Consider the following 25,582-nt stretch of genomic DNA (forward strand, 5'->3'; position numbering starts at 1 on the left):
TGTCAGGCGGGGATCGGGCACCTACGTTTGAACGGTGTTCAAAACCTATGACGTGCTCGCCGAGCGAGTCCTCGACGGCGCGGTCCTCGACCGCGCGGAGGCCCTCGAGGTGCTGGCCACCCCGGACCACGAGGTCCTCGACCTCGTCGCCGCGGCGGGCCGGGTGCGCCGCGCGCACTTCGCCAACCTGGTCAAGGTCAACTACCTGGTGAACCTCAAGTCGGGACTCTGCCCGGAGGACTGCGGGTACTGCTCCCAGCGGCTGGGCTCCGACGCGGACGTCCTGAAGTACTCCTGGCTGTCCACAGCGGACGCGGTGCGCCAGGCCGGCGCGGGGATCGCGGGCGGCGCGTCCCGCGTCTGTCTGGTCTCCAGCGGGCGCGGGCCGGGCGACCGGGACGTCGAGCGGGTGGCCTCGATCGTCGGCGCGCTGCGGACCGAACACCCGGACGTCGAGGTCTGCGCCTGCCTGGGGCTGCTGCAGGACGGGCAGGCCGAGCGCCTGGCCGAGGCCGGGGTCGACGCCTACAACCACAACCTGAACACCGCCGAGTCGAACTACGACGCCATCTGCTCCACGCACACCTACGCCGACCGCGTCGACACCGTCGCGAAGGCGCGGGCGGCGGGGCTGTCCCCCTGCTCCGGGTTGATCGTCGGGATGGGCGAGACCGACGACCAACTGGTCGACGCCCTCTTCGCGTTGCGAGACATCGGCAGCGACTCGGTCCCGGTGAACTTCCTGATGCCGTTCGACGGCACCCCGCTGGCCGGGACCTGGGAGCTGGATCCCCTGCGCTGCCTGCGGATCCTCGCGCTCGCCCGACTGGTCTGCCCCGCGACCGAGGTCCGGATGGCAGGCGGGCGGGAGATGCACCTGCGGTCGCTGCAACCGCTCGCGCTGCACGTGGCGAACTCGCTGTTCCTCGGCGACTACCTCACCAGCGAGGGGCAGGCGGCGAAGGACGACCTGCAGATGATCGCGGACAACGGGTTCGCGGTGCTCGGCGCCGACACCGAGGGACACGCGCCGGACCCGGTCGCGATCCGGCGCCGCGGCGCGGGCACCACCGACGCCCCGAACGCATGACCTCGCTGCTCGACCGCGACCGCGGCCTGCTCTGGCACCCCTACGCGGCGCTCGACGGGCCCGCGCCCTACGCGGTGCGCGGCGCCGCAGGCGTCCGGCTGGACCTGGAGGCGGCCGACGGGGCCCGGTTCGACGCGATCGACGCGATGAGCTCCTGGTGGTGCGCGGCCCACGGCTACCGCCACCCGGTGCTCGACGCCGCCGCGCACGCCCAGGTCGACCGGTTCAGCCACGTGATGTTCGGCGGCCTGACCCACGAGCCCGCGGTCCGGCTGGCCGAGGACCTGGCCGCGCGCACCGGTCTCCCCCACGTCTTCCTCGCCGACTCCGGCTCGGTGTCGGTCGAGGTGGCGCTGAAGCTGGCGGTGCAGGTGCAGGCGGCGCGCGGGCGGCCCGAGCGCAGGCGGTTCGTGGCGTTGCGCGGGGGCTACCACGGCGACACCACCGGGGCGATGGGCGTCTGCGACCCCGTCGACGGGATGCACGCGCTGTTCCCGGGGCTGGTGGGCACCCAGCTGTTCCTGCCGCGCCCGCCCGCCGCCGACACCGTCGACGGCGTGCTCACGCCGGAGTCGGATCCCCAGGTCGACGCCTGGATCGCCGGCGCCGAGGAGCTCGTGGCGGCGCACGCGGACACGGTGGCGGCCCTCGTCGTCGAGCCGGTGCTGCAGGGCGCGGGCGGGATGCACGTGTACCCGCCGCGATGCCTGACCGCCTTGCGGCGCATCGCGGACGCGCACGACATCCTGCTGATCGCGGACGAGATCGCCACCGGGTTCGGCCGGACCGGCGCCCCCTTCGCGGTCGACCACGCCGGCGTCGTGCCGGACGTGATGTGCGTAGGGAAGGCCCTGACCGGCGGCTACCTGACGCTGGCCGCGGTGCTCTGCACCCGTGCCGTCGCCGAGGCCGTCACCCGGTCCCCGCAACGCGCGCTGCTGCACGGCCCGACGTTCATGGGCAACCCCCTGGCCTGCGCCGTCGCGTCGGCCTCACTGTCGCTGCTCGACGACGGCGGGACGGTCGCGCGGATCGGCCGGGAACTGGCCGCGGCGCTGGGCCCGGCGGCGGGACTGTCCGCGGTGAAGGAGGTCCGGGTGCTCGGCGCCGTCGGCGCGGTGCAGCTCAGCGGCCCGGTGGACGTGGGTGCGGTGACCCGGGCGGCGCTCCGTCGCGGGGTCTGGGTCCGCCCGTTCCGCGACCTGGTCTACACGATGCCGCCCTACGTCTCGTCCACGGCGGACGTCGCGGCGATCGGCGCCGCGATCACCGGCGCCGTCGAGGAGGTGCACGGATGAGCCTGGGGGTCTGGCTCGCGGAGGCGGCGCAGCGGCGGGAGCGGGCCGGGGTGGTGCGCGCGGACGACGTGCGGCGCAACCCGCAGTCCCGCCGCGGCCTGCTCGACCTCGCGTCGAACGACTACCTCGGCCTCGCCGACGACCCGCGCGTCCGCGACGCCGCGGCGGCGGCGCTGGACCGCTTCGGCACGGGCGCCCGCGCCTCCCGGGTCGTCACCGGCACCACGGCCGGGCACGCCGAGCTGGAGGCGGAGCTCGCCGACCTGACCGGTCAGCCCACCTGCCTGGCCTTCTCCAGCGGCTACACCGCGAACATCGGGCTGCTGACGGCGCTGGGCGACCCGGGCACCCTGATCGTCTCCGACGCCCATGCCCACGCCTCCCTGATCGACGGCGCTCGGCTCTCCCGGTCCCCGGTCGCGGTGTGCCCGCACGCCGATCTCGGCGCGCTGGAGCGGATCCTGCGGGAGCGGACCCAACCGCGGGCGATCGTGGTCGTCGAGTCGCTGTACTCGGTACTGGGAGACGCCGCGGACCTCGCCGCCACCGCGGAGCTGTGCGCGTTCCACGACGCGCTGCTCGTCGTCGACGAGGCGCACGGCGTCGGCGTCGCCGGTCGCGGGCGCGGCGCGGTGCACGCGGCGGGCCTCGCCGGCGCCGAGCACGTGGTCGTGACCGCCACGCTGTCCAAGGCCCTCGGCGCCCAGGGCGGCGCCGTCCTGGGCTCCCCCGCCCTGCGGGAGCACCTCGTGAACACCGCACGCACCTTCATCTTCGACACCGCCCTGGCGCCCGCGGCCGCCGCCGCCGCGGCGCAGGCGTGCCGGATCGTCCGCGCCGAGCCCGATCGCGTCGCCGCCCTGCACCGGGTGGCCCGCGCGGTCGCCGACGCCGCGCAGATCGACCACTCCCCCGGCGCGGTCCAGTCCCTCGAGGTCGGTGAGCCCGGGGCGGCCCTCGCCGCGGCCACCCGGCTCTTCGAGGACGGCGTGGTGGTGGGTTGCTTCCGACCCCCGAGCGTGCCCGACGGCGTGTCCCGCCTGCGCCTCGTCGCGCGGGCCACCCTCGACCCCGCACGCGCAGCAGCGGCGGCGCGCCGAGCCCGCACCCTCGCGGCATGACCGGCACTGCGTGCCCGTGCGCGGTAAGTGGTGCCAGAGCACCACTTACCGCGCACGACCGCGGAGTGCTGGTGGTGACCGGGACCGACACCGGGGTCGGCAAGACGATCACGACCGCGGCCGTGGCCTCGGTGCTGCCGGACGCGGTGGTCTACAAGCCCGTGCAGGCGGGGACCGAGGACGGGCTGGGGGACGCGGACGTCGTCTCGCGGCTCGCCGGCGTGCCCACGCACGAGGGGATCCGGCTGCCGGATCCGATGGCGCCCGTGGCCGCGGCGAGACGGGCGGGGGTCGCGCTCCCCCCGATCCGGGAGCACGTCGAGTTCGTCGCGGCGCTCGCGGCGCAGCACGACCACGTCCTGGTCGAGGGGGCGGGCGGGCTGCTCGTCGAGCTCGACGACGAGGGACACACCCTCCGTGACCTGGACCGGCTCCTCGGCGCACCGGTGATCGTCGTGTGCCGCAGCGGACTGGGCACCCTCAACCACACGGCGTTGACCCGCGAGGCCCTGCGCGGCCTCCCCGAGGCCGGACTGGTGATCGGGTCCTGGCCCGACGCCCCCACCGAGATCGACGAGACCAACCGGGCCCGCCTCGAGCCCCTGCTGGGCGCCGTCCCGGCCGATGCGGCCCGTCTGGACCCGGCCCGGTTCCGCGCAGCCGCCCCGACATGGCTGCCCACCCTGCGCACCCGCGCCACGTCCGCCGAGCGGTAGACCCGTCGGCGGTGGCCGGCCGCAGGGGGCGCCACCCGGCTGCCCGAAACGACCCGTCAGTCGAACTCCAGCTGTCCCTCCTGGGTCTCGGCCTTCCACTGGTCGACCAGGGTGCGCTTGAACCGGTTGTTCAGCGGCACCTCGATGCCCTTCGCCTCGGCCCACTCGCGGACCTGCTGGCGCTGCTCGACCGTGAGCGCCGTGCCGGAGGGCTGGGCCCGCCTGCGCGGCAGCTCCGGGACCGAGGCCTCGATGCGCCCGACATCCAGGTACGGCCGCAGCAGGTCGAGCAGCTTGCCGTACTCCTTCTCGGCCAGGTCGATCTGGATCCGCATCTGGTCGACCTGGAGCTCGTGCGACTCGACGTCCTTCTCGGTACCGCTGATGTCGCAGTACCGGATCTCCCGTACGCCCACCTAGTCAGCCCCCCTGCTTCTTCTGGGCCTTCTTCTTCGCGTCCGCCTGGGCCTTCGCGATCGACTTGCGCAGCGCCGTGATGCTCTCGCCCGCCAGCGCCTTCGAGGCGACCGAGTCGCCGATCTGGCGCGGGGTCATGTGACCGCGCCCGGACGGCGCCAGGTACATCTCGCCCTTGGGCCCGGTCTGGTAGACCAGCCCCGAGGTGACCCGGGCGAACCGGGTCCGGCTACCCCGGCGGACGCCCTCCCACTTCTCCACCCGCACCGCGAGCTTGCAGCAGGTGCACTGGAGGCGCCGGATGAACAGCCCCTCCTCGTCGACCTCCGAGAAGTGGATGCCCGCCTGGCGGATCGTCGGGAAGAGGTGCCTGCCGCGCTCACGGCACATGATCACCTCGTCGGAGACCCCGTCGACGTAGAGGTCGACGTCCTCCTCCGACGCCCGAATGTATCCCGCATCCTGCTGCTGCTCACCCTGGATCGACAGCCCTGCGCGACCCGGTGTGTCCTCTGCCAAGACCCCATGCTCCTCTCACTGTTCGACCGCACCCGCGATCCTATCGGTCGCTCGGGTCGCGTGACCGCCGATCAGATCACGACTCACCGACCGGCCGCGAACCCACCCGGTCACCGTCACATCCCGATCCCCCCTCGCGCGCCGTACCCTGGCCCCCGAATCGGACCGAGGGGAAGGAAACGACGCATGCCGAAGTTCGCCACCGCGGACCGCGTCGACCGGGACGCGCTGCTCGCGTTCCTGCGCCCGCGCCACCGCGCGGTGCTGGTCACGACCCGGGCGGACGGGCGGCCGCAGTCCTCGCCGGTCACCTGCGGCGTCGACGCCGAGGGGCGGATCGTCGTGTCCACCTACCCGGGTCGGGCCAAGACCCGCAACGTGCGGCGGAACCCGCAGGTCGCGCTGTGCGTGCTCTCCGACGACTGGGACGGCCCCTACGTGCACGTCGACGGCACGGCCGAGGTGCTCGACATGCCCGAGGCGCTCGACGGGCTCGTGGACTACTACCGCGGCATCGCGGGCGAGCACCCGGACTGGGCGGAGTACCGGGAGGCGATGGCCCGTCAGGGCAAGTCGCTGATCCGGGTCACGCCGGACGACTGGGGCCCGGTCGCCACGGGCGGCTTCCCTCCCCCGCAGGACTGAGCGCCTCCGGCGCTCGTGAGTGGTAAGTGGTGCTCTGGCACCACTTACCGCGCACGGGCGCCGGAGGCGCGGGTCCAGGGGAAGGCGGGGGCGTCGGAGCCGACGCCCTGGGCGGTCCGGGAGCGGTTCGGCTCGCCGAGCTCGTCCAGCAGCGCGGCCGACAGGTCGGCCAGCGCGACCAGGCCCGCCGGGTCCAGCCAGTCCGGCCGCAGCGCGAACAGCAGGTCCTCGGTGGCGGTGTTGCCGCTGGCCCCGGGCGCGAACGGGCAGCCGCCGAGACCGCCGAGGGCGCCGTCCACCATGGACGCCCCCGCGGCGACGGCGGCGAGGGTGTTCGCCACGCCCAGCCCCCAGGTGTCGTGGCCGTGGAAGACGATCCGCGCGTCCGGCCGGGCCGCGTGCACCCGCTCCACGAGCGCGGCCACCTCGCCCGGCGCGGCCTGCCCGAGGGTGTCCGCCAGCACCACGTCCGCCGCCCCCTCGGTCCGGGGGTCCTCGACGATCCGCAGGACGCGGTCCGGGTCCACCGGACCGTCGAACGGACAGGTGAACGTGGTGGCCAGGCACAGCTGGATGCGCCCGCCCGCACCGAGCGCGGTCTCGACCGCCGCAGGCATGGCCGCGAGGCTCGCCTCGGTGTCCCGGCCGATGTTGGCCCGGTTGTGGGCGTCGGACACCGAGAGGCAGTACTGGACGTTCCGGGCCCCCGCCTCGACGGCGCGGGCGACGTGGCGCGGGGTCGCGACCCACAGCCAGCACCGGTCGAGCTCCGCCGGCGTCAGCGCGGCGACCACGTCGAGGGTGTCGGCCAGCGGGGGCACCAGGTCGGGGCGGGCGAGCGAGCCGATCTCCAGGCTGGGCACCCCCAGGTCGAGCAGCTCCCGGACGATCTCGACCTTGCGCCCGGTGGGCAGCGCCCGGCCGGTGAGCTGCAGCCCGTCCCGCAGGGTGACGTCGCGCAGGACGGTCATCGCAGGCCTCCCAGGACCTCGTCGGTGTGCTCGCCGAGATCGGGTCCCAGCGAGCGGATCGGGACGGTGCCGTCGCCCAGCACCGGGACGACACCGGTGAAGCCGACCCGCTTCGGCGCCTCGCCGCCGGTGTCCACCTCGAAGTACTGGATCATGTCGCGCGCGCGGTACTGCGGGTCCGCGCAGATGTCCGGGGCGGTGTAGATCGGGCCGGCGGGCACCTCCGCCGCCTCCAGCCGGGCGAGCACCTCGGCGCGGGGCAGCGAGGCGGTCCAGGCGCCGATCGCGTCGTCGAGCTCGTCCCGGCGCAGCCACCGCCCGGCGTTCGACGCGAGATCGGGATCCTCGGCCAGGTCCGGCCTGCCGGCGGTCTCCATCAGTCGTTTGTAGATGCCGTCGCCGTTGCCGGCGATGACCACCGAGTCCCCGCCCGCGCACGGGTAGGCGTTGGAGGGCGCGATGCCCTCCATCCGGCCGCCCACCCGCTTGCGTTCCACCCCGTAGGCGAGGTGGTCGGGCACGAGGGACTCCATCATGGACAGCACGGCCTCGTTGAGCGCCACGTCGATGGTGCGCCTGCCCAGCGGCGGCCGCTCGCGCGTCTCGCGCTGGAACAGCGCCATGACCGCGCCGAAGGCCGCGTAGAGCCCAGCGATGGAGTCCCCGATGGACACCCCGGTGCGCGACGGCGGCCGGTCCGGCTCCCCCACCAGGTCCCGCAGCCCACCCATCGCCTCGGCGACCGCGGCGAACCCGGGCCGCCCGGCGAGCGGGCCGGTCTGCCCGAAGGCCGAGATGCGGACGACGACGACGTCCGGGTTCGCGGCGTCGAGCTCGGCCGGGCCGAGGCCCCACTTCTCCAGCGTCCCGGGCCGGAAGTTCTCCAACACGATGTCGGCCTGCGCGACGAGCGCGAGCACCGCCTCGCGCCCCGCCGGGTCCCGCAGGTCCAGCACCACGGACTTCTTGTTGCGGTTGACCGTGCGGTAGAGCATCGACGTCTCGCCCGCGTAGAGCCGCCAGTTCCGCAGCTCGTCCCCGGTGCGCGGGCGCTCGATCTTGATCACCTCGGCGCCGAAGTCGGCGAGCAGCCGACCGGCGGTGGGCGCGGCGATGTAGTTGCCGAGCTCGACCACCCGGACTCCCTCGAGGGGCATGGCTGTCATCGGACCTCCTGGACGGCGAGTGTCACCTGCTATGTGAGCAGATACCCACCATACGGGTCAACCGCCGTCCGTGCGGCTCATCGGGGGTGCCGACCGCCGAGGGTGCGCACGAGCTGCTCGGCGTGCGCGACGACCGTGTCCACCCACCCCTCGCACCGTTCGCGAGGCATCCGCAGCCGAGGCCCGACGACGCCGAGCGCCCCCACCAGCTCCGCCCCCGAGTCGAACACGGGGGCGGCCAGTCCGGACGCGCCGTCCTCCCGCTCGCCGACCGTCACCGAGACCCCGTCCCGCCGGGCCCGGGCGACGGCGAGGCGCAGCGCGTCCGGATCGGTGATCGTCTCGTCGGTCAGGGTCTCGAGAGGTTCGGCCAGCACGCGGTCGAGCAGGTCGGGGCGCCAGGCCAGGATCACCCGGCCCGCCGAGCCGACGTGCAGGGGCATCACCTTCCCCACGTACATCTCCCGGCGCAGGGCGTGCGTGGTCTCGGCGAGCGCGACACAGACCCGGCTGCCCTGCTCGGCCCGGAAGAAGCACGCCGTCTCCCCGGTCTCGTCCCGCAGCGACCGGACGACCGGCGCGACGAGCTCCAGCACGTCCACGCCCTGGGTCGCGGGCGCGGCCCAGTAGGCCATCCGCACGCCGATCCGGATGCCGTCCCCGGCCCGGTCCAGCAGGCCCTCCGCCACCATGTTCGCCACCAGGCGCTGGACGGTGGAGGTGGGGATCCCGGTCGCCTTCTGGATCTCGCCGAGGGTCAGCACCGGCCGGGCGAGGGTGAACGCGTCGAGGATCTCGGTGATCTTGCCCAGGACCAGCAGCCGGTGTCGCGAGCCGGTCGGGGCGTCCTCGACGCTGATGGCTCTACCTTCCTTTCGCACGGTGGTTCCCGGCAGGGAGCGCTTTCGGCGCTTGTCCCTTGAGGACTGGCATGAGACGGCGCCCCTGCCGGGCCCCGGCGAAGGTCTGATGTCCAGGAGGGTGTGGTCCCGCGAGGACTGGTTCATCAGCACGACGCAGCGCCTTCCCGGTCCGCCGAGCACAGCGAGCAGAATGTGATCGGCGGAAGGAGAGAAGCGGGTGCTGGGAATCGGCATCGACTGGGCTGAGGAGTTTCATGACGTCGCCCTCGGCACGGTGGAGAAAGGCGTGGTCGAGCAGTTCCGGATCGCGCACGGACCGGACGGTGTCGCTGCTCTGGTCGAGCGTGCGTTGCGCCTGGAGCCCGACCCGGCCGAGGTCCGGGTGGTCATCGAGACCCGCCACGGGCTGCTCGTCGAAGCCCTGCTCGACGCCGGGTTCACCGTGTTGCCGGTCAACCCGGACCTGGTGGCCCGCCGCCGCGGCCCGGCGCGGAAGAAGGACGACGCCGAGGACGCGAGGATCTGCTGTCTGCTGGCGCTCGACCGCCACGCCGTGCTCAAGACGCTGGTCCCGCACGGGCCGATCGCAGGCGAGCTGCGCGCAATCGGCCGCGACGACGAACGCGCCGCCCGTGACCAACGCCGCCTGCTCAACCGGCTCCGAGCCGACCTGCAGACCACCTACCCCGCCGCGCTGATCATTGCCGGGAAGGACCTCGGTGCTCCGACGGTGCTGCGACTGCTGGAGCGCTGGCCGACCCAGGACGAGCTCGCCGCTGCGACCCGCGACGAGCTCGAGGCGTTCGCCCGCGCCGGCCGGCACGGTTGGCCCGGCCGCTTCGCCGACCGGGTCACCGCCGCTCTGACCGTGCCGTCGCTGCCCACGCGGGACTACCTCGTGCGCGCCAAGGCCGCCGGGATCCGGCTGGCCGCGGTCCAGCTCCTCGCCCTGCACGAGGCCCGCCGCGGCTGGGAACAGCGCATGGGTGAGCTGCTCCTGGGAGGGCGGCGAACCCGGCGTGATCACACCGTGGAGGAGCCCGACCCGGGGAAGGCCTTCCCGGGCGGGGACATCTACCTGAGCTTCCCCGGCCTGGGAGACAGACTCGCAGCTCGGGTCGCCGGTGAGATCGGTGAGCACCTCGGGCAGTTCGACTCTCCGAACGGTCTGCAGTGCTATGCCGGTCGAGCCCCGGTCACCCGACGCTCGGGAAAAAGCGACTTCGTCGTCGCGAGACGCCTGGCGCACAACAGATACCTCGGTGACGCCGTGCACCAATGGGCGTTCTGCAGCCTTACTCGAAGCGGCTGGGCGCGGGAGTTCTACGACGGGAAGATCGCTGCCGGAAAGAGTCACCACAACGCGCTGCGGGCCCTGGGGAACCGCTGGCTGGAGATCCTCTGGCACTGCCTGACCCGAGGTGTCCTCTACGACGAGGCCGTCCACGTCGCCAACCGCAACCGAGCCCTCGGCCGAGCCGCCTGACCCGAAGGTTGACAGAGGGTGTCTCATGAGCCGACCTTAGCGATCGCAGGACACCACACCCGCTCACCCGGTCGGGGTCCTCCGATGGGCCGACGGTGGTTGCGGGCACGTCCTCCTGCCGTAGGTTCCGCGGTGTGGGTGTCCCGAGCCGCGTCGACCGACTACACATCGTGACCAGGTGCGTCACGGCGCTGCTGGTGCTGGGTGGGGTCTGGGCGGCCGCGGCGGAGCCGCCCACAGCGGTCACCCCCGTGGCGGTGACGATCGACGGCATCGAGTACCCGGACCCCCTGGAGCTCGACGACGGGGCGCCGGTCACGGACGTCGGAACGTGGGAGCAGCGGAGACGGCCGCAGATCCTGGCGGCGTTCCGGGAGCACGTCTACGGGGAGAGCCTCCCGCAGCCGACGGCGCAGACCTTCGCCGTCACCGAGCAGGGCAGGCACAAGACGGTGACCATCGGGATCACCGGCCCCGAGGGCACCGGGTCCTTCGAGGCGGACCTCACCCTCCCGGAGGGCAGGCCCCGCGGCACGTTCCTGATGATCGACCACCGCGGCAGCGACCCGCGCGCGTCCTCCGACTACCTCCCCACCGAGGCGATCACGAAGGCCGGCTACGCGCTGGCCCACTTCGACGCGAACGCCGTCGCCCCCGACGGCGGGGACTACCGCACGGGCGTGATCGACCTGTTCCACCCGGCCGACCGGGACCTCCCCGACAACGCCGGACGCGCCGTCAGCGCCTGGGCGTGGGGTGCGAGCCGGGTGCTGGACTACCTGGAGACCGACCCGGACGTCGACGCGACGAAGGTCGCCGTGATCGGCCACTCCCGCAGCGGCAAGGCGGCGCTCTGGGCCGGGGCGCAGGACACCCGGTTCGCCGCGGCGATCACCAACGACTCGGGCTCGACCGGCACCAAGCTCGCCCGGCGGGACAGCGGGGAGTCCATCGCGCGGATCACCGAGTCCTTCCCGCACTGGTTCGCGCAGAACTACCGCGCCTTCGCCGGGGATCCCGCGTCCCTGCCCGTCGACCAGCACCAGCTGCTCGCGCTGCTCGCGCCGCGGACGGTGCTCGTCGGGAGCGCGTCCGAGGACGCGAACGCCGACCCGCAGGGCGAGTTCCTGTCCTACCGGGCCGCCGCCCCCGTCTTCGCGCTCTACGGGCTCGGCGACACCGGCCTGCCCTCGGACGCCTGGCCGCCGGCCACGGACACCGCCTTCCGCGGACCGGCGATGGGCTATCACCTGCGCTCGGGCGAGCACGGCCTGACCGCGGCCGACTGGGACGTCTACCTGAACGCCGGGCTGTTCACCCGGCCGTGACCTGCACCTCCAGGTGCTCGAAGCCGCGCAGCCCGTTGTTGAGCAGCGGCCGGGCGGCCAGCACGTCGAAGCGCTCGACGCGGTCCGCCAGCCGCTCCAGCAGGGCCGACATCTCCAGCCGGGCCAGGTTCATCCCGATGCACACGTGCTCACCCCGCCCGAAGGCCAGCTGGTCCGACGGCCGCCGCGTGATGTCGAAGCGCGCGGGATCGGGGTACTTCCGCGGGTCCCGGTTGGCGGCGCCGTAGAGCAGCGCCACGCGGGTGCCCGCGGCGAGCGGCACACCGTCGACCTCGTGGTCCTCGGTGAGCACCCTGCTGAACTGCGGCACCGGCGACTCCACCCGCAGCGACTCGTTGATCGCGTGCGGGACCAGGCTGCGGTCCTCCCGCAGCAGCGTCCACTGCTCGGGGTGGGCGGCGAACAGCGCGATCATGTTCGTGATCGCGAGGATCGTCGTGTCCAGGCTCGGGGTGACGTAGTCCAGCATCATCACCGGGCACTTCTCCCGCGGCAGCTCGCCGCGGTCGGCGGCCTGGTAGAGCTGGTCGGCCCAGCCGTCCGGGACGATCCGGCCGGGCACCGCCTCCTCGGCGGCGAAGCCGAGGAACTCCTCGACCAGCGGCGTGGCGGCGGTGAACCGCTCGTTGACCGGACCCTGGACGTCCCAGATGGCCGCGGCCCACTGCAGCATCTTGCCCCGGTGGGCCTCCCCCAACCCGACCAGGTCCGACACGATCGTCATGGGCAGGTGCTCGGCGAGGTCGGTGGCCGCGTCGAACCGGCCGCGGTCCACGAGCGCGCCGACGATCTCGTCCGCCGCGGCCTCGACCCGAGGCGCGATGTCCCGCATCAGCTCCGGGCGCAGGGGGCGCCCCAGCACCGAGCGCAGCAGGCTGTGCTCGGGCGGGTCACTGCACAGCGTGATGCCCTCGAGCTGCGCGTTCGTCTGCGGGTCGACGAAGACGCTGCGGGCCGAGGAGAAGGTCCGCCAGTCCATCAACGCGGCCCGGACGTCCTCGTAGCGGGTCAGGGCGTACAGGTCGGTCCGGGTGAGATGCACGACCGGGCCGGCCTCGCGCAGCCGGTCGTAGATCGGGTACGGGTCGAGCCGGGCCTCGTCGGAGAAGAGGTCCGCCTCGTCGCTCGGAATCGTCACGAGGGCTCCTCGGCAGGTGTGAGGACGGGGGTATCGGACTGTAGCCCGGCGCACCATTGACAACCACGACATGTCATCGGATGCTGACGCTTGCACATCCGTTCATATGACTCGTTGGAGGTCGTGATGGCTCAGGGTGCAACCCTGCCGAGCTCGTCGGTGTCGCTGGGCGTCGTCCCGCTGCGCGAGCTCGCCCCGTGGGCGGTCTTCGCGGGCGTGATCCTGCTGGCGCTGCTCTACCTCGTCGGCATGGACCAGGGGGCGACCTCGGTGTTCTCCGGCGAGATGATCCATGAGTTCGTCCACGACGGCCGGCACCTGCTCGGCTTCCCCTGCCACTAGGACCACGGTCGATGGTGAGGACACTGCTGGTCCGCGGCATGCTCGCGGGCCTGGCGGCAGCCGTGTGCGCGTGGGTGTTCGCCTACCTCGTGGGTGAGCCCGCGCTCGACGGCGGGATCGCCTACGAGGACATGCTCGCCGCCGCGTCCGGCGAGGCCGGCGGCGAGCCGATGGTCGGCCGCGGCGTGCAGAGCACGGTCGGGCTGCTGGTCGCGCTGCTGATCTACGGCGTGGCGATCGGCGGCATCTTCGCCCTGGTGTTCGCCGGGGTGTACGGCCGGATCGGGCGGCTGTCGGCCCGGGCGACCTCGGCCGTGCTCGCGCTCGTCGGGTACGTGGTCGTGGTGCTGGTGCCGTTCCTGAAGTACCCGTCGAACCCGCCCGCCTCCAGCGCGGACGACACGATCGGCCTGCGGACCGGCACGTTCGTCCTCATGCTCGCGCTGTCGATCGCGGTCGCGGTGGCGGCCGTCGCCGTGGGCAGGCGGCTGGTCGCCCGATTCGGGGCGTGGAACGGTGTGCTGCTCGCCGTGCTCGGCTACCTCGTGGTGATCGGCGTGATCGGGGCCCTGCTGCCCACCATCGCCGAGACCCCGGCGGACTTCCCGGCCGTCGTCCTGTACGACTTCCGGCTGTCCACCCTGGGTCTGCACGTCGTGCTGTGGGCGGTGCTCGGGCTGCTGTTCGGGGCCCTGGTCGACCGCCGTTCGTCGCAGCGGGCCGCCGAGCTCGCCGGCTGACCGCGGTCCGAGACTCCGCCCATGCCGAGGTTCGCGCTGCTCGCCGTGCTCACCGCCCTGCTGGCGGTGGTCACGGCGGGCACGGCGACCGCCCACGGGTCCGGCCTGGCGTCCGAGCCCCATCTCCCGCGGGTGCTGGGGCTCGATCCGCCGGTGCCGGGGCTGGTCGTGCGGGTGGTCGAGGGTGGCGCCCGGCTCGCGCTGGTCAACGACACCGCCGCCACCGTCGAGGTCGTGCCGGTCGCGGACCGCGGCGAGGAACCCGTCGTCCCGCCCGGGGGTTCGGCCCACTGGGCGGACCCGCGGGTGGCCACGTCCCCGAGCGGCGCCCCCGTCGCGTGGACGATCCCCCTGTCGGTCGACGGCGAGCCGGTCGCCCTGCGCGGCGAGACGATCTGGCCGCCCGCCCCCGCGACCGCCGGGTGGTGGGGGCTGACCGCGGCCCTCGCCGTCGGCGCCGCGCTGCTCGGCGCCCCCGCGGTCCGACGGCGCTGGGCGGAGCTCGCCGTCGCCGGTCTCGGCCTGCTGGCCGTGGCCGCCCATCTCGTGCACGTCCTCGGCTCGGCGGACGTACCCGTGGACCTGCCCTACTGGCCCACCGTGTTCGGCACCGCCGGCATCGGGATCGGGGCCTGGGCGGCGGCGGTCGCGGGGGCGGCGCTGACCGTGGCGGGCACCCGCTGGGGCACCCTGCTGACCGGGATCGGTGGCACCGTGCTCGCCCTGCTCACCGTGTCGGACACCGACAGCTTCGCCGACGCCGTCCTGCCCTACGCCTGGGACCCGACGCTGGACCGGATCGCCACCGCCGGCACGGTCGGCCTCGGCGTCGGGCTGCTGCTCACCGGGTTCGCCGCGCTGCGCGCCATGACCCCGGACACGCTCCCCGACCAGGTCGTTCCCGAGGAGGCCCGATGACCGCCCGCTCGGCGGCCCTGTTCCTGTTCCTGGCGGTCCTGCTGACCGCGTGCGGCGCGCCGCAGGCCCCGCCCGCAGGCGGCGTCCAGACCGTGCGGGTCGCCTACGCGGGCGGGCAGGTCACCGGGGACACCGGCACCGTGCCCGTCACGCTCGGGTCGCAGGTCCACCTGGAGATCGGCAGCGACACCGCCGAGGAGGCCCACCTGCACGGGTACGACAAGGCCGTGCAGGTGCCCGCGGGCGGCACCGCGACGATCGACTTCACCGCGGACGTCCCCGGCGAGTTCGAGCTCGAGCTCCACCACTCCGGGGAGCCGCTCGCCACCCTGCAAGTCCGCTGATGCCCCTGGCGCACGGCGTCGGCACCCGCGGCGACCTCCCGGTCCCCGTCGAGTACGCCGCGCTCGCCGCGGGCCTCGTCCTGGTCCTGACGTTCGTGCTGCTCGGCGTGCTCTGGCGGACGCCGCGGCTGCGCGGCGCGGCCGCGGGGAGGCCGCTGCCCGAGCCGCCGCGGCTGCTCGGCCCGATCCTGCGCGCGGTCACGACCGTGCTCGCCGTCGCGGTGGTCGTCGTGGGGTTCACGGGTCCGCCGGAGACGCCGGACAACCTCGCGCCCTGGACCCTCTACGTGGTGTTCTGGGTGGGACTGGTCCCCGCCTCGCTGCTGCTGGGGCCGGTCTGGCGGGTGCTGAACCCGCTGCGCGCCCTGCACCTGCTGCTGGCCCGGATTCTGCGGATCGACCCCGCGGGCCGGGGTGTGCCCGCCCGGGTCGGGCTCTGGCCCGCGGCGGTGGTGCTGGGCGCGTTCGGCTGGCTGGAGCTCGCCGCGCCCGAACCCGCCGACCCGCGGCTCGTCGCCGCCTGCCTGACCGGCTACGCCGTCGTCCAGGTGGCCGCGGCGCTGGTCCTCGGCCGGGACTGGTTCGCCCACGGCGACGGGTTCGAGGTCTGGTCCACCCTGCTCGGCGCGCTCGCCCCGCTCGGCAGGCGGGGCGACGGCCGGCTCGTGCTGCGCAACCCGCTCGACGGGCTGGAGGCCGTCCGCCCCCGGCCCGGGCTCACCGCCGTCGTGCTGGTGCTGCTCGGCACCACCGCGTTCGACGGCCTGTCCCGCTCGGAGCTCTGGCCGCTGCGCGGCACGCTGTGGGCCACGGTCGGGCTGGTCGGCGCCACGGCGCTGGTCACGGCGTTGTGGCTGCTCGGCACCCGACGCGCGGACCCCGTCCGCGGCGAGGACCGCGCCCCGCTCCCCCGCGCCTTCGCGCACACCCTCGTCCCGATCGCGGCGGGCTACGCGATCGCGCACTACTTCTCACTGCTCGTCTTCGACGGGCAGCAGGTCGTCGTGCTGCTCGGGTGGCGGGAGGCCGTCGACTACACCGTCGTCGGGGTGGGGGCGATCGCCGCCGTGCAGCTCGGCGCGATCGTCCTCGGGCACGTGGCGGCGGCGGTCGCGGCCCACGAGCGGGCCGTGCGGCTGTTCCCGTCCGCCGTCGCGCTGCGGATCCAGTACCCGATCCTGGCGTCCATGGTGATCCTCACCTGTGTCGCGGTCGCGCTCGTCCTGGCGCCCTGACGGTGTCGCGGCTCCGCCGCCCGTGAGTGGTAAGTGGTGCTGGAGCACCACTTACCACTCACGGGCGGCGGGGTCGGTAGCCTCCCGTCCGTGACCGGTGGGCGAGCGCTGCGAGGGCTTCTCACCGTGCTCCTCGTCGGTGTGGCCCTGGTGCTGCAGTGCACGCCCGCCGGCCCCACGGTGGTGCCGGTCACCGCGGTCGCGTACCCGAACGACCCGACCCCCGCGCCGCCCGCCTGCCCGGACACCCACCCGCTGCACGACGGCCTCGCCACCCCGGTGCTCCGCGTCGCCGCGGCGACCGATCTCACCCCGTCCCCGGTGCCGGACGCCCGCGCCGTCCCCTGCGGTACGCCCACTGGACCCCGCGTCCCGGTCTCGTCGAGCCCGCCGGACGCTCCCGGCGGCGCCGTGCTCTGTACGGAGATCTGCGTCAGCAGGCGCTGATCGGCCCACCGACCCACGACGTGGGTCGGTCCGGCCGTCCCCCACCCGCACCGTCGTGCGGGTCCGCGTCCTGAGAACGGATGTCCCGTGCCCCTGAACGTCAAGATCCTCGCCGCCGCCCTCGCCGCCGCCCTCGGCGCCGCGCTCGTCGCCGTGCTGGTCGTCGTCCTCGTCCCCTGGGGCGGCTCGACCGCCGCCCACCGGGCGGACAGCCACCGCCTCTCACCCGGCACCGAGGCCACCTTCGTCGAGTTCCTCGACTTCGAGTGCTCGGCGTGCGCGGCGGTCCACCCCGCCCTCGACCAGCTGCGCGCCGAGTACGGCGACCGCATCGGGTTCGTCGTGCGCTACTTCCCGATCGACGCCCACCAGCACGCCGAGCCCGCGGCCCGCGCCGTCGAGGCCGCCGCGCAGCAGGGCGCGTTCGCACCGATGGCCCAGCGGATGTTCGAGACCCGGGCCGAGTGGGGCGGTCGCCCGGAGCCGGTGGACGAGCGCTTCCGCGGGTACGCCGCCGACCTGGGCCTCGACCTGGCCGAGTACGACCGCGTCTCCGCCGCACCGGAGACGCTCGACCGCATCCGCTCCGACCGCGCGGACGGCGAGGCGCTGGGCGTGCGCGGCACCCCGAGCTTCTTCCTCGACGGCGAACGCCTCCAGCCACAGACCGTCGGCGACCTGGTCGACGCCTTCGACGCGGTCCTCGCCCGATGACCGCCGCCGAGGCGCGGGAGCCGTTCCCCCGCGGTCTGCCCTGGTTGCTGGTGGTCGGCGGTGGGATCGGCCTGCTCGCCGCGTTCGTCCTCACGGTCGAGCGGTTCGCCCTCGCCGAGGACTCCGCCTACATCCCCACCTGCAGCATCAACCCCGTCCTGAGCTGCGGTTCGGTCATGACGACGGCCCAGGCGGCCGTCTTCGGGTTCCCCAACCCGCTGCTCGGCATCGCCGGGTTCGCGGTCGTCGCGGCCACGGGCGCCGCCCTGCTCGCCGGCGGGCGGCTCGCCGGGTGGTACTGGGCGGGGCTGCAGCTCGGCGCCACCGCGGGCGCGGTGTTCGTGCACTGGCTGATCGGCCAGAGCCTCTACCGGATCGGCGCCCTGTGCCCCTACTGCATGATCGTGTGGGCGGTCACGGTGCCGATCTTCTGGTACGTGACGCTGCGGAACCTCGACCGGCGGTGGCCCACGCACCCGGCCGTCGCGGCGCTGGTGCGGCGGCACTCGGTCCCACTTGCCCTGTGGTTCGCGGTGCTCGTGGCGCTCGTCCTGCTCCGGTTCGGGCCGGAGCTGTGACGGCCCCGGCTTCGACCGACCGTAGAATGTCGGATATGTTCGTTTTGTGACGTCCGGCGCCGCTTCGCTCTCCCCCCGCATCCACTCGCTGAACCGCCCGAACATCGTGAGCATGGGGACGGTCGTCTGGCTGTCCAGCGAGCTGATGTTCTTCGCGGGCCTGTTCGCCATGTACTTCACCGCGCGGGCCCAGCACGTCGGGGAATGGCCGCCGCCGCCCACCCACCTCAACGTCCCCTACGCGCTGACGATCACGATCATCCTGGTGGCGTCCTCGTTCACCTGCCAGTTCGGCGTGTTCGCGGCCGAGCGCGGCGACGTGTTCGGGCTGCGCCGCTGGTACCTGCTCACCCTCGCGATGGGCACGATCTTCGTGATCGGCCAGGCCTACGAGTACTACGAGCTGGTGCACACCGGAACCACGATCTCGTCCAGCGCGTACGGGACGATGTTCTACATGACGACGGGCTTCCACGGCCTGCACGTCATCGGCGGGCTCGTGGCGTTCGCGTTCCTGATCGTCCGGACCACGCTGAGCAAGTTCACCCCCGCCCAGGCCACCGCCGCGATCGTCGTGTCGTACTACTGGCACTTCGTCGACGTCGTGTGGATCGGCCTGTTCGCCGTCATCTACTTCATCCGCTGACCCGGGTCCGAACAGCAGAAGAGGCCCACCCCGCACAGCGGGGTGGGCCTCTTCCGTGGCGACCTCAGATGACGCGGACGCCCTCGGCCTGCGGGCCCTTCTGGCCCTGGCCGATCTCGAACTCGACCCGCTGGCCCTCGTCCAGGCTGCGGAAACCGCGTCCGTCGATCTGCGAGTAGTGAACGAAGACGTCAGCGCCGCCACCGTCCTGCTCGATGAAGCCGAAGCCCTTCTCGCCGTTGAACCACTTGACGGTGCCCTGCGCCATGTCTCGTCCTGTCTCACGGGTGTGTTGTGGTGAGGATATCCCCGTCGGCCCGCGGTGTGCTCGACCGCACCCCGACACGCACCGACGAACCGTTCCCGGGTGGCGGAGGCGGACGGGAATCGAACCCGCCTGACCGAGATACTCGGCCACGTCGGTGTTGAAGACCGCGGGGGCCACCAGGCACCCGGACGCCTCCCCGTCACCCCGACCGGACTCTACACAGCCGCGGCCCGGGACCGCCGGACCGCGGGTTACCGGCCGGTACCTACGAAAGTCGCCCACCCCGGGGCGACCGAGGGCGGTGGCGCCCCGGCCCGGACGGGACGAGACTCAATGGACCGTCACGGTGGTGCCCCACCGTGGCTCTCGGGTCGGTGTGTTCGCGGACGAGTTGGGGGGACGCGGCGTCCGGGTCGGTGCAGAGCACGATCAGCGGTGCGGTAGGCTGATCGAGCCCTCACGGGGGCGGCCGGGACGTGGCGCAGCTTGGTAGCGCACTTGACTGGGGGTCAAGGGGTCGCAGGTTCAAATCCTGTCGTCCCGACGGTCGGCAGAGGCCGGTGGTTTCTCGACGGAGCCACCGGCCTTCGTCGTTTCCACCTGCGGAATCACGATGTACAAACCGTGTGATCATGATCATGCCGCGGTCCCTGTCCTGATCATGGGCGTCGCCCCTGCATCGGCCATCCCCATGTCAGGCCGGTGTGTGGGAGGTCGTGGCGACGGAGCTTCTCGAGACCGAGATCGGCGACCACTTCGTCCCAGCGGGTGCCATCCCTGAGGATGGCGACCGTCACCCGTCCCCCGCGGGGCCCGACGAACAGCCGCCGCAGAGGTCTCCACCTGCAATAGCGTCAGCGGGTGGTCCTGGAGGTGGGCGCCGACGTTCGGCTGGTCGACGATTACGTCGATGCTGAGCTCCCGTAGATGTGCGGCGGGCCCGATACCGGAGAGCATCAGCAGCTTCGGGGAGTTGTAGGCCCCTGCGCTGAGCACCACCTCTCGGTCGGCGACCGCGGTCTGGACCGTACCCTCGTGTTCGTACTCGACGCCGACCGCGCGCTCGCCGTCGGGAACTTCACGACGACCGTGCGGTACCTGCCCCGTCTCCCTCCGGAGTCTTCACGTCGTCCTCGGCCACCACCACGCGTCCACCCAACCGCGCGAGGATGCGGCCGTGATCCGCGTTCGCGTACCTGTCGTAGCCCTCCCGGTCGTCGATCTCCAACTGGACGCTTGGCCTGGGGCCGGCGAGGGAGGCGTCAGAGTCACCAACCGGGGCCACGCCTCCTGGAGACCACTGGTCGCCGCCGGTGGCGTCGACGCACCTCGTCGCAAGGTCGGAGACGGACGCGGCGGAGCGCGCCGAAGACCAGGCCCACCTATGCGGTCATCCCGAAGCGAGCGGACATCGCCTCGGCGAACGTCCGCAGCTCCTTCTCCGGACGAACCGGGATCAAGATCCGCTCCACTCCCGCGGCACCGTGCTGCTCCACCAGGCGCGAGAACTCGTCGAGATCCTGGGCGCCGTCGATGACCGTGAGACCGACCGAACCCGCCGGACGACCCGCCCGCTCCGTCTCCTCGCGGAGCAACCGAGCCGTCTTTGCGACCTCACCGGCCGGGAGCGCCGCAGGGAACAGCCCGTCACCGAGCTGAGCCGCACGACGAATCGCCCGCGGTCCACCACCACCGACCACGATCGGAACCCGAGACTGCGCAGGGGTCGGCACGCTGACCACGCCGGAGAAGGAGACGGTGTCTCGATCGACGGACGCCGGCTCCCCCGTCCACAGCTGTCGCATCGCGGCGAGGTAGTCGTCGTGCCGCCGACCACGTCCCGCGAAGTCGACCCCGACCGCGGCGAACTCCTCCGCGAGCCATCCGGTACCGACCCCGAGCACGACCCGCCCGCCGCTGAGCCGGTCCAGCGTCGCGACCTGCTTGGCCAACACGACCGGGTTGCGCTGGGGCAGGACCAGCACCCCGGTCGCGAGACGGATCCGACTCGTCACCGCCGCCGCGAACGACAGCCAGATCAGCGGATCCGGAAAATCGACCACGTCATCGCCACCCATCTTCCCCGACTCGTCGTAGGGGTAGACGCTGTCGTACCGACTCGGAACGACCACATGGTCGTTCAGCCACAAGGACTCGAACCCCAACTCCTCCGCCAGCCGGACCGACGCCACCGCCGCCTCCGGCTCCCCTCCCCCGACCTGGCTGACCGCGAACACTCCGAACCGCATACCGCACCTCCATCACGTGGACCGTGACCACCACACAGAAACATAACTACTCTAGTTACATCATAGCCGTACCTGTGACAGGTCCGACGCGATCGGGTTCGACATCGGGCCACGAGACGACGCCCCTGGGCGGCCCCACCCGATCGTCAGCCCACGGGGTCCCGCAAGATGGTGCGCAGCTCGTCCTGCGGAGTGCGCGCCGTGAAGGGGTCCAGGTGGATCTCATGGTGGGCGCCGACCCGCCGCACGCCCCGGCTCGCGGCGAACGCACCCAGCCCCGCGAGCGTCTCACGCTCCTCGGCGAACGGGCCATGGTGCATCACCTGCACCACCAGACGCTCGGGCAGCGTGAACAGCTCCGCCCCGACGTCCGTGGCATCCGTGGCATCCGCGGCCCCGACCGCGGAGACGAGCTCCTGCCCCGTGGTCCCGTCATCGACCTGGGCGAGCACGCGGTACTCGAGGTCGTCGATCGGGTTGACCCAGTAGAAGTCCGCGATGTCGACGGGCGCCGCGGCGTCCGGGTACCAGTAGACGATCTCCACGACGCCCGCCGCGGCTCGCACCTGCCGCGCAGCCGGCAGAGCACGGACGACCGCGCCGACGAGCTCCTTCTTGCGGTAGAACTCGGCGGTACCCGGACGTCCGCTGCCCCGGATCGACACGAAGGTCGTGCGGGGTGCCCGAACCAGCTCAGGATGATCGGCAGCGCTCAGGTGCGCGGTGGGCGCCGCGGCGCTCGGGTCGGTGGTCATGAGAGTTCTCCCCCGTCGTGGGCAGTGCCTTGGCGAAGCATCGAGAGGATCGCCGTCCTCGGCGAGCCGCTCGGTGCCACGACTCGGACCCTAGGTCGGGTTGCGGACAGATCCTGTCCGGGTCACCGCCTACGCTCGGATTCGTGCTCAGCGCCTCACACCGTCTGCTCCAGCTCCTCGCGGTACTGTCGACGAGACCGGAGTGGACCTCGACCGAGCTCGCCGACCGCCTCGGTGTCCACGAGCGCACGGTTCGACGTGATGTCGCCAAGCTCCGTGAGCTGGGGTACGGCGTCGAGGCGACGACCGGCCCGTGGGGCGGGTACCGCCTCGGAGCGGGATCACGCATGCCCCCGCTCACCCTGGACGATGACGAGGCGATGGCCACCGCGATCGCGCTGCGCAGCCTCGCCTGGAACCATCCGGACGGCGAGGGACAGTCGGCGTTGACCGCACTGCGGAAACTGCAGCGATGCCTGCCACGCAGGTCGGCCGAGGCGCTGGACCGGCTCGACGCCGCGACGGCTCGCGCCGGGCAGGCACCCGAACCACGCGGTGAGGTGGACCTCCACGTGCTGACCGCGCTCGCCGGGGCCTGTCGAGGACGGGAGCGGGCGCGGTTCCGCTACCGGGACCGCCGCGGTGCCGGCACCGACCGTGAGGTCGAGCCGGTACGGGTGGTCCGCACCGCGCACCGCTGGTACCTCGCCGCCTGGGATCTGGACCGCGACGACTGGCGCGTCTTCCGGGTGGACCGCATCACCGGGGTCACCGTCACCGGTCGGGCCGAAGCGCGTCGCGGCGGTGTCGACGCCGTCGCCCTCGTCGAAGCCTCGATCACCGCCACCCCGTTCGAGGTCCATGCCGACGTCGAGATCCACCGCCCACTCGGGGAGGTTCAGGCCCTCGTCCCGGCCACGGTCGCGCAGCACCGCGCCGACGGCCCGCACCACACCCTGACCAGACTGGGTGGACCCAGTCCAGGGTGGGTCGCCGACTACCTGCTCCGGCTCGGCGTGCCGTTCACGGTCCTGGCTCCAGACGACGTCCGCGAGATGGTCGTCGCCCGACTGGAGGAGCTCCTCGTCCTCCAACGACCACCCGACTGAGCCGGGCGGGCCCGCCACCAGCCGTCATCGTCCTCGGCCGCGTGGCCCGACCTCGACCGAGCGGACCGTGTGTGCCCCGACCCGGCCCTCGTCGAAGCGCAGGCCGTGACCGGGCCGGTCCGGCGGGGTGGTCACCCCGTCCTTGATCGTGAGCGTCTCGGCGAGCAGATCGTCGAGCAGCGGGAAGTGCTCCAGCCAGGTCGTGGCCCGACCCGCCGCGACGAGATGGACGTGCAGCTCGGGCAGGAAGTGCGGGGTCACGCTCACTCCGTGTGCCTCCGCCAGGGCGTCGATGCGCAGGAACTCCGACACGCCACCGGTCAGCGGCGCATCCGGCATCCAGACCGAGGCGCTGTCGACGAACTCGGTGAAGCCCGCCAGTCCGAGCACGTGCTCCCCCACCGCCAACGGCGGGGTGGGGCCCGTCGAGAGGCTGCGGTGCGCCTGGGGGTGGCGTGACGGCACCGGCTCCTCGAACCACACGACGCCGAGGTCGAGGAGCCGCGGAGCCATCCACTGTGCTGTGGGGAGGTCGAGACGCTCGTTGGCGTCGACCATGATCGCCACGTCGTCGCCGACCGCAGCCCGCACCGCAGCGACTCGCGCCACGTCGTCCGCGGGGGCCCGCACCCCGACGCGGAGCTTCACCGCGGGAAAGCCCTCGTCGACATAGCTGCGGGCCCCCTCGACCAGCTCCTCGGTGGTCATGGCATGCGTCGCCCGGCCACTTCCATAGACGGGCATCTCCTCGCGCTGGGCGCCCAGGAACCGGTAGAGCGGCTGTCCCGCTCGCACCGAACGCAGGTCCCACATCGCGATGTCCACGGCCGACGTCGCCAAGAGGGGGATACCGGTACCGAGCCGATGGGTCGCATCGCGCATCCGGTACCAGCCCCGTGCCCAGTCGTCCGGGTCGGAGCCGACGACCGCAGGCAGGTGCAGCTCCTCGAGCAGCGCGACCACCGAGCCCATGCCGGGGCCGAGGGAGTAGCTGTATCCCGTCCCCTGCGCTCCGTCGGCGTCGACGAGCGTGACCAACGCGAGCTGCAGCCGGGTCGCACCCGAGCCGCCGCGGGCGGAGCCCAGGGGGAGGTCGACGAGTCTGACCTCCGCACGCTCGATGGTGCGGGTCGACATGGACATGCGGATTCTCCTCGACGGTCGGGATTCACTCTGAGGTCAGTAGCGACCGGTTCTTGGTCTCCGGCGAGAACGCGAGAGCGAGGACGCCCAGCAGGGCGAGCACCCCCGCGTAGGCACCCAGCACCACGGGCGGACGCCCCCCGGCGAGTAGAGCGCTGCCCACCAGCGGGGAGAAGCCTCCGAGCAGGCTCGCGAGCATGAAGCCCGTCGAGGCGCCCACGTAGCGGACTCTGGTCGGGAACAGCTCGGCGAGCCAGGCCCCGACGGGGCCGAAGATCAGGGTGAACGGCACCATGGTCACGCAGAACCCGAGGCCGATCAGTACCGGGTTCCGCGTGCTCAGGAGCGCGAAGGCAGGCACCACACACACCGCGACACCGACCGCACCGATCATCATCGGGATCCGGCGGCCGAAACGCTCGACGACGAGCGCCGCAGGGAGGACGAGAACGCCGTGGGTGGCCGCAGCGGCACAGACCACGAGGATCATCGTCTGCGAGCCGATCCCCAGTGCCGCAGTGCCGTAGGACACGCTGAACGTCGTGATGAGGAACCAGGTGGTGAGACCGCCGAGGGCGGTGCACATGCCGATCAGGATGCGTCCGGGGTAGCGGCGGAAGACCTCGATCAGCGGCGCCTTCACCAGTTCGTCGCGACTCGCGGCGGCGTCGAACACCGGGGACTCCTCGACCCGCAGGCGAACCCAGAGGCCGACTCCGACCATCACGACACTGAGCAGGAAGGGCACCCGCCAGCCCCACACGAGGAAACCTTCAGGGCCGCTGACCGCCGTCGTGACGGAGAAGATCAGCGCGGCCAGGACGAAGCCCAGCGGCGGACCGATCTGCGGGAACGCGCCGAAGAACGCCCGCCGGTTCGGCGGTGCGTGCTCGGTCGCGAGCAGGACCGCACCGCCCCACTCGCCGCCCACGGCGAGTCCCTGCAGGATCCGGCAGACGACGAGCAGGATCGGTGCGATGGCACCCGCAGCGGCATAGGTCGGCAACAACCCGATGGCGACGGTCGAGCACCCCATCAGCAACAGGCAGATCAGGAGGGCACGCCGCCGCCCCACCCGGTCGCCGATCGTGCTGAAGACGATCGACCCGAGCGGGCGAGCGATGAAGGCGACGGCGAACGTCGCGAAGGCCGCGAGTGTGCTCGCGGCACCGCTTCCCGACGGGAAGAACAGGGGGCCGAGCGCCAGGGAGGCGGCCATCGCGTAGACCGAGAAGTCGTAGTACTCGATGGTCGTCCCGACAAGGCTGGCGAAGGCCACCTTGCGGGAACTCGTTGGCGCTGTGGACGCGGTCGG

General features: G+C 72.8%; 28 protein-coding genes, 2 tRNA genes and 1 pseudogene. 18 read left to right on the top strand and 13 right to left on the bottom strand.

All coding sequences use genetic code 11. From position 1 onward, the window contains the following. Positions 1–34 precede the first annotated feature (34 nt). The 4 genes from bioB (at position 35) to bioD (ending at position 4,225) form a co-directional block, all read left to right on the top strand. On the top strand, positions 35–1,090 hold the full coding sequence (gene bioB, locus L3X23_RS11730; RefSeq protein WP_374204833.1) for a biotin synthase BioB: 1,056 nt from the start codon (positions 35–37) through the stop codon (positions 1,088–1,090). Next, positions 1,087–2,388: an adenosylmethionine--8-amino-7-oxononanoate transaminase gene (gene bioA, locus L3X23_RS11735; protein WP_237192256.1), complete on the top strand. Its 1,302-nt coding sequence runs from the start codon at positions 1,087–1,089 to the stop codon at positions 2,386–2,388. The genes bioB and bioA overlap by 4 nt, the downstream gene beginning before the upstream one ends. Further along, positions 2,385–3,509 carry an 8-amino-7-oxononanoate synthase gene (locus L3X23_RS11740; protein WP_237192257.1) on the top strand — a complete coding sequence of 375 codons (1,125 nt, stop codon included), beginning with the start codon at positions 2,385–2,387 and terminating at the stop codon, positions 3,507–3,509. The genes bioA and L3X23_RS11740 overlap by 4 nt, the downstream gene beginning before the upstream one ends. Before the next feature lie 71 nt (positions 3,510–3,580). Next, the gene (gene bioD / locus L3X23_RS11745; RefSeq protein WP_237192258.1) at positions 3,581–4,225 is read left to right on the top strand and encodes a dethiobiotin synthase; all 645 of its coding nucleotides are present in this window, start codon (positions 3,581–3,583) and stop codon (positions 4,223–4,225) included. Positions 4,226–4,281: 56 nt separating this feature from the next. Here the strand turns inward: bioD and L3X23_RS11750 are convergent, their stop codons facing one another. Together L3X23_RS11750 and L3X23_RS11755 are read right to left on the bottom strand one after the other, a co-directional pair. Then, positions 4,282–4,641: a histone-like nucleoid-structuring protein Lsr2 gene (locus L3X23_RS11750; RefSeq protein ID WP_093088223.1), complete on the bottom strand. Its 360-nt coding sequence runs from the start codon at positions 4,639–4,641 to the stop codon at positions 4,282–4,284. 4 nt (positions 4,642–4,645) lie between these two features. Continuing rightward, entirely contained in the window at positions 4,646–5,161 is a 516-nt protein-coding gene (locus tag L3X23_RS11755; RefSeq protein WP_093088225.1) for a hypothetical protein, read from the bottom strand. A 186-nt stretch (positions 5,162–5,347) separates the two neighbouring features. Here L3X23_RS11755 and L3X23_RS11760 point away from each other — a divergent pair, with 186 nt between their 5' ends. Further along, a complete protein-coding gene (locus L3X23_RS11760) occupies positions 5,348–5,806 on the top strand; it encodes a PPOX class F420-dependent oxidoreductase (protein WP_237192259.1) in 459 nt (152 codons plus the stop codon). 44 nt (positions 5,807–5,850) lie between these two features. On the opposite strand, the gene L3X23_RS11765 is transcribed toward L3X23_RS11760, so the two are convergent. From L3X23_RS11765 to L3X23_RS11775, 3 genes are all read right to left on the bottom strand, one after another. Beyond that, entirely contained in the window at positions 5,851–6,777 is a 927-nt protein-coding gene (locus L3X23_RS11765; RefSeq protein ID WP_237192260.1) for a hydroxymethylglutaryl-CoA lyase, read from the bottom strand. Then, positions 6,774–7,943, bottom strand: a complete 1,170-nt coding sequence (locus L3X23_RS11770) for a CaiB/BaiF CoA-transferase family protein (RefSeq protein WP_237192261.1) — start codon at positions 7,941–7,943, stop codon at positions 6,774–6,776. Before L3X23_RS11770 ends, L3X23_RS11765 begins: the two co-directional genes overlap by 4 nt. A 77-nt stretch (positions 7,944–8,020) precedes the next feature. Then, complete coding sequence (locus L3X23_RS11775) at positions 8,021–8,824, bottom strand: IclR family transcriptional regulator (protein WP_237192262.1); 804 nt, start codon at positions 8,822–8,824, stop codon at positions 8,021–8,023. 199 nt (positions 8,825–9,023) lie between these two features. Between L3X23_RS11775 and L3X23_RS11780 the strand changes: the two genes are divergently transcribed. Further along, complete coding sequence (locus tag L3X23_RS11780; protein ID WP_237190731.1) at positions 9,024–10,292, top strand: transposase; 1,269 nt, start codon at positions 9,024–9,026, stop codon at positions 10,290–10,292. A 170-nt stretch (positions 10,293–10,462) separates the two neighbouring features. Then, positions 10,463–11,620: an acetylxylan esterase gene (locus L3X23_RS11785; protein WP_237192263.1), complete on the top strand. Its 1,158-nt coding sequence runs from the start codon at positions 10,463–10,465 to the stop codon at positions 11,618–11,620. Here the strand turns inward: L3X23_RS11785 and L3X23_RS11790 are convergent. Further along, entirely contained in the window at positions 11,607–12,779 is a 1,173-nt protein-coding gene (locus L3X23_RS11790) for a cytochrome P450 (protein WP_237192264.1), read from the bottom strand. The two genes, L3X23_RS11785 and L3X23_RS11790, sit on opposite strands and share 14 nt — an antisense overlap. Positions 12,780–12,905: 126 nt before the next feature. Between L3X23_RS11790 and L3X23_RS11795 the strand changes: the two genes are divergently transcribed. From L3X23_RS11795 to L3X23_RS11835, 9 genes are all read left to right on the top strand, one after another. Further along, positions 12,906–13,121, top strand: a complete 216-nt coding sequence (locus tag L3X23_RS11795) for a CbtB domain-containing protein (RefSeq protein WP_093088237.1) — start codon at positions 12,906–12,908, stop codon at positions 13,119–13,121. Positions 13,122–13,132: 11 nt separating this feature from the next. Continuing rightward, positions 13,133–13,861, top strand: a complete 729-nt coding sequence (locus L3X23_RS11800) for a CbtA family protein (protein ID WP_237192265.1) — start codon at positions 13,133–13,135, stop codon at positions 13,859–13,861. Positions 13,862–13,882: 21 nt separating this feature from the next. Next, positions 13,883–14,779 (top strand): hypothetical protein, encoded by an 897-nt coding sequence (locus tag L3X23_RS11805; protein ID WP_237192266.1) that lies wholly within the window; start codon positions 13,883–13,885, stop codon positions 14,777–14,779. After that, a complete protein-coding gene (locus tag L3X23_RS11810; protein WP_237192267.1) occupies positions 14,776–15,123 on the top strand; it encodes a hypothetical protein in 348 nt (115 codons plus the stop codon). Before L3X23_RS11805 ends, L3X23_RS11810 begins: the two co-directional genes overlap by 4 nt. Then, entirely contained in the window at positions 15,123–16,358 is a 1,236-nt protein-coding gene (locus L3X23_RS11815; protein ID WP_237192268.1) for a hypothetical protein, read from the top strand. The genes L3X23_RS11810 and L3X23_RS11815 overlap by 1 nt, the downstream gene beginning before the upstream one ends. Positions 16,359–16,448: 90 nt before the next feature. Beyond that, complete coding sequence (locus tag L3X23_RS11820) at positions 16,449–16,805, top strand: hypothetical protein (RefSeq protein ID WP_237192269.1); 357 nt, start codon at positions 16,449–16,451, stop codon at positions 16,803–16,805. An 87-nt stretch (positions 16,806–16,892) separates the two neighbouring features. Then, entirely contained in the window at positions 16,893–17,519 is a 627-nt protein-coding gene (locus tag L3X23_RS11825) for a thioredoxin domain-containing protein (protein WP_237192270.1), read from the top strand. Then, complete coding sequence (locus tag L3X23_RS11830) at positions 17,516–18,097, top strand: vitamin K epoxide reductase family protein (RefSeq protein ID WP_237192271.1); 582 nt, start codon at positions 17,516–17,518, stop codon at positions 18,095–18,097. Before L3X23_RS11825 ends, L3X23_RS11830 begins: the two co-directional genes overlap by 4 nt. Positions 18,098–18,209: 112 nt before the next feature. Beyond that, on the top strand, positions 18,210–18,743 hold the full coding sequence (locus L3X23_RS11835; RefSeq protein WP_093088378.1) for a heme-copper oxidase subunit III: 534 nt from the start codon (positions 18,210–18,212) through the stop codon (positions 18,741–18,743). 64 nt (positions 18,744–18,807) lie between these two features. Here L3X23_RS11835 and L3X23_RS11840 read toward each other — a convergent pair whose 3' ends face one another. Together L3X23_RS11840 and L3X23_RS11845 are read right to left on the bottom strand one after the other, a co-directional pair. Continuing rightward, a complete protein-coding gene (locus tag L3X23_RS11840; RefSeq protein WP_093088258.1) occupies positions 18,808–19,011 on the bottom strand; it encodes a cold-shock protein in 204 nt (67 codons plus the stop codon). A 100-nt stretch (positions 19,012–19,111) separates the two neighbouring features. Then, a tRNA-Sec gene (locus L3X23_RS11845) sits at positions 19,112–19,207 on the bottom strand. A 274-nt stretch (positions 19,208–19,481) separates the two neighbouring features. Here L3X23_RS11845 and L3X23_RS11850 point away from each other — a divergent pair. Beyond that, positions 19,482–19,555: transfer RNA gene (locus tag L3X23_RS11850), tRNA-Pro, on the top strand. 92 nt (positions 19,556–19,647) lie between these two features. Here the strand turns inward: L3X23_RS11850 and L3X23_RS11855 are convergent. The 3 genes and pseudogenes from L3X23_RS11855 to L3X23_RS11865 all read right to left on the bottom strand — a co-directional run. After that, positions 19,648–20,070, bottom strand: a pseudogene (locus tag L3X23_RS11855) (GMC family oxidoreductase N-terminal domain-containing protein); the annotation flags it as partial. Between the two features lie 323 nt (positions 20,071–20,393). Continuing rightward, on the bottom strand, positions 20,394–21,260 hold the full coding sequence (locus L3X23_RS11860) for an LLM class F420-dependent oxidoreductase (protein ID WP_237192272.1): 867 nt from the start codon (positions 21,258–21,260) through the stop codon (positions 20,394–20,396). Positions 21,261–21,406: 146 nt separating this feature from the next. Beyond that, the gene (locus tag L3X23_RS11865; protein WP_237192273.1) at positions 21,407–22,015 is read right to left on the bottom strand and encodes a GyrI-like domain-containing protein; all 609 of its coding nucleotides are present in this window, start codon (positions 22,013–22,015) and stop codon (positions 21,407–21,409) included. Positions 22,016–22,158: 143 nt separating this feature from the next. Between L3X23_RS11865 and L3X23_RS11870 the strand changes: the two genes are divergently transcribed. Continuing rightward, complete coding sequence (locus L3X23_RS11870; protein WP_237192274.1) at positions 22,159–23,124, top strand: YafY family protein; 966 nt, start codon at positions 22,159–22,161, stop codon at positions 23,122–23,124. 24 nt (positions 23,125–23,148) lie between these two features. On the opposite strand, the gene L3X23_RS11875 is transcribed toward L3X23_RS11870, so the two are convergent. Both L3X23_RS11875 and L3X23_RS11880 read right to left on the bottom strand, forming a co-directional pair. After that, the gene (locus L3X23_RS11875; RefSeq protein ID WP_237192275.1) at positions 23,149–24,267 is read right to left on the bottom strand and encodes a mandelate racemase/muconate lactonizing enzyme family protein; all 1,119 of its coding nucleotides are present in this window, start codon (positions 24,265–24,267) and stop codon (positions 23,149–23,151) included. Positions 24,268–24,292: 25 nt separating this feature from the next. Beyond that, a complete protein-coding gene (locus L3X23_RS11880; protein ID WP_237192276.1) occupies positions 24,293–25,546 on the bottom strand; it encodes an MFS transporter in 1,254 nt (417 codons plus the stop codon). Between the last annotated feature and the right edge of the window lie 36 nt (positions 25,547–25,582).

This window comes from Pseudonocardia sp. WMMC193 (genome assembly GCF_021728735.1).
GTDB classification, from domain to species: domain Bacteria; phylum Actinomycetota; class Actinomycetes; order Mycobacteriales; family Pseudonocardiaceae; genus Pseudonocardia; species Pseudonocardia oroxyli.

Excerpts from the sequence above, each read along its gene's own strand:
- L3X23_RS11805 (WP_237192266.1), top strand. The coding sequence starts at position 13,883 with ATGCCGAGGTTCGCGCTGCTCGCCGTGCTCACCGCCCTGCTGGCGGTG.
- L3X23_RS11840 (WP_093088258.1), bottom strand. The coding sequence starts at position 19,011 with ATGGCGCAGGGCACCGTCAAGTGGTTCAACGGCGAGAAGGGCTTCGGC.
- L3X23_RS11770 (WP_237192261.1), bottom strand. The coding sequence starts at position 7,943 with ATGACAGCCATGCCCCTCGAGGGAGTCCGGGTGGTCGAGCTCGGCAAC.
- L3X23_RS11830 (WP_237192271.1), top strand. The coding sequence starts at position 17,516 with ATGACCGCCGCCGAGGCGCGGGAGCCGTTCCCCCGCGGTCTGCCCTGG.
- L3X23_RS11760 (WP_237192259.1), top strand. The coding sequence starts at position 5,348 with ATGCCGAAGTTCGCCACCGCGGACCGCGTCGACCGGGACGCGCTGCTC.
- L3X23_RS11765 (WP_237192260.1), bottom strand. The coding sequence starts at position 6,777 with ATGACCGTCCTGCGCGACGTCACCCTGCGGGACGGGCTGCAGCTCACC.
- bioA (WP_237192256.1), top strand. The coding sequence starts at position 1,087 with ATGACCTCGCTGCTCGACCGCGACCGCGGCCTGCTCTGGCACCCCTAC.
- L3X23_RS11865 (WP_237192273.1), bottom strand. The coding sequence starts at position 22,015 with ATGACCACCGACCCGAGCGCCGCGGCGCCCACCGCGCACCTGAGCGCT.
- L3X23_RS11815 (WP_237192268.1), top strand. The coding sequence starts at position 15,123 with ATGCCCCTGGCGCACGGCGTCGGCACCCGCGGCGACCTCCCGGTCCCC.
- L3X23_RS11810 (WP_237192267.1), top strand. The coding sequence starts at position 14,776 with ATGACCGCCCGCTCGGCGGCCCTGTTCCTGTTCCTGGCGGTCCTGCTG.
- L3X23_RS11795 (WP_093088237.1), top strand. The coding sequence starts at position 12,906 with ATGGCTCAGGGTGCAACCCTGCCGAGCTCGTCGGTGTCGCTGGGCGTC.
- L3X23_RS11860 (WP_237192272.1), bottom strand. The coding sequence starts at position 21,260 with ATGCGGTTCGGAGTGTTCGCGGTCAGCCAGGTCGGGGGAGGGGAGCCG.
- L3X23_RS11740 (WP_237192257.1), top strand. The coding sequence starts at position 2,385 with ATGAGCCTGGGGGTCTGGCTCGCGGAGGCGGCGCAGCGGCGGGAGCGG.
- L3X23_RS11835 (WP_093088378.1), top strand. The coding sequence starts at position 18,210 with ATGGGGACGGTCGTCTGGCTGTCCAGCGAGCTGATGTTCTTCGCGGGC.
- L3X23_RS11800 (WP_237192265.1), top strand. The coding sequence starts at position 13,133 with ATGGTGAGGACACTGCTGGTCCGCGGCATGCTCGCGGGCCTGGCGGCA.
- L3X23_RS11875 (WP_237192275.1), bottom strand. The coding sequence starts at position 24,267 with ATGTCCATGTCGACCCGCACCATCGAGCGTGCGGAGGTCAGACTCGTC.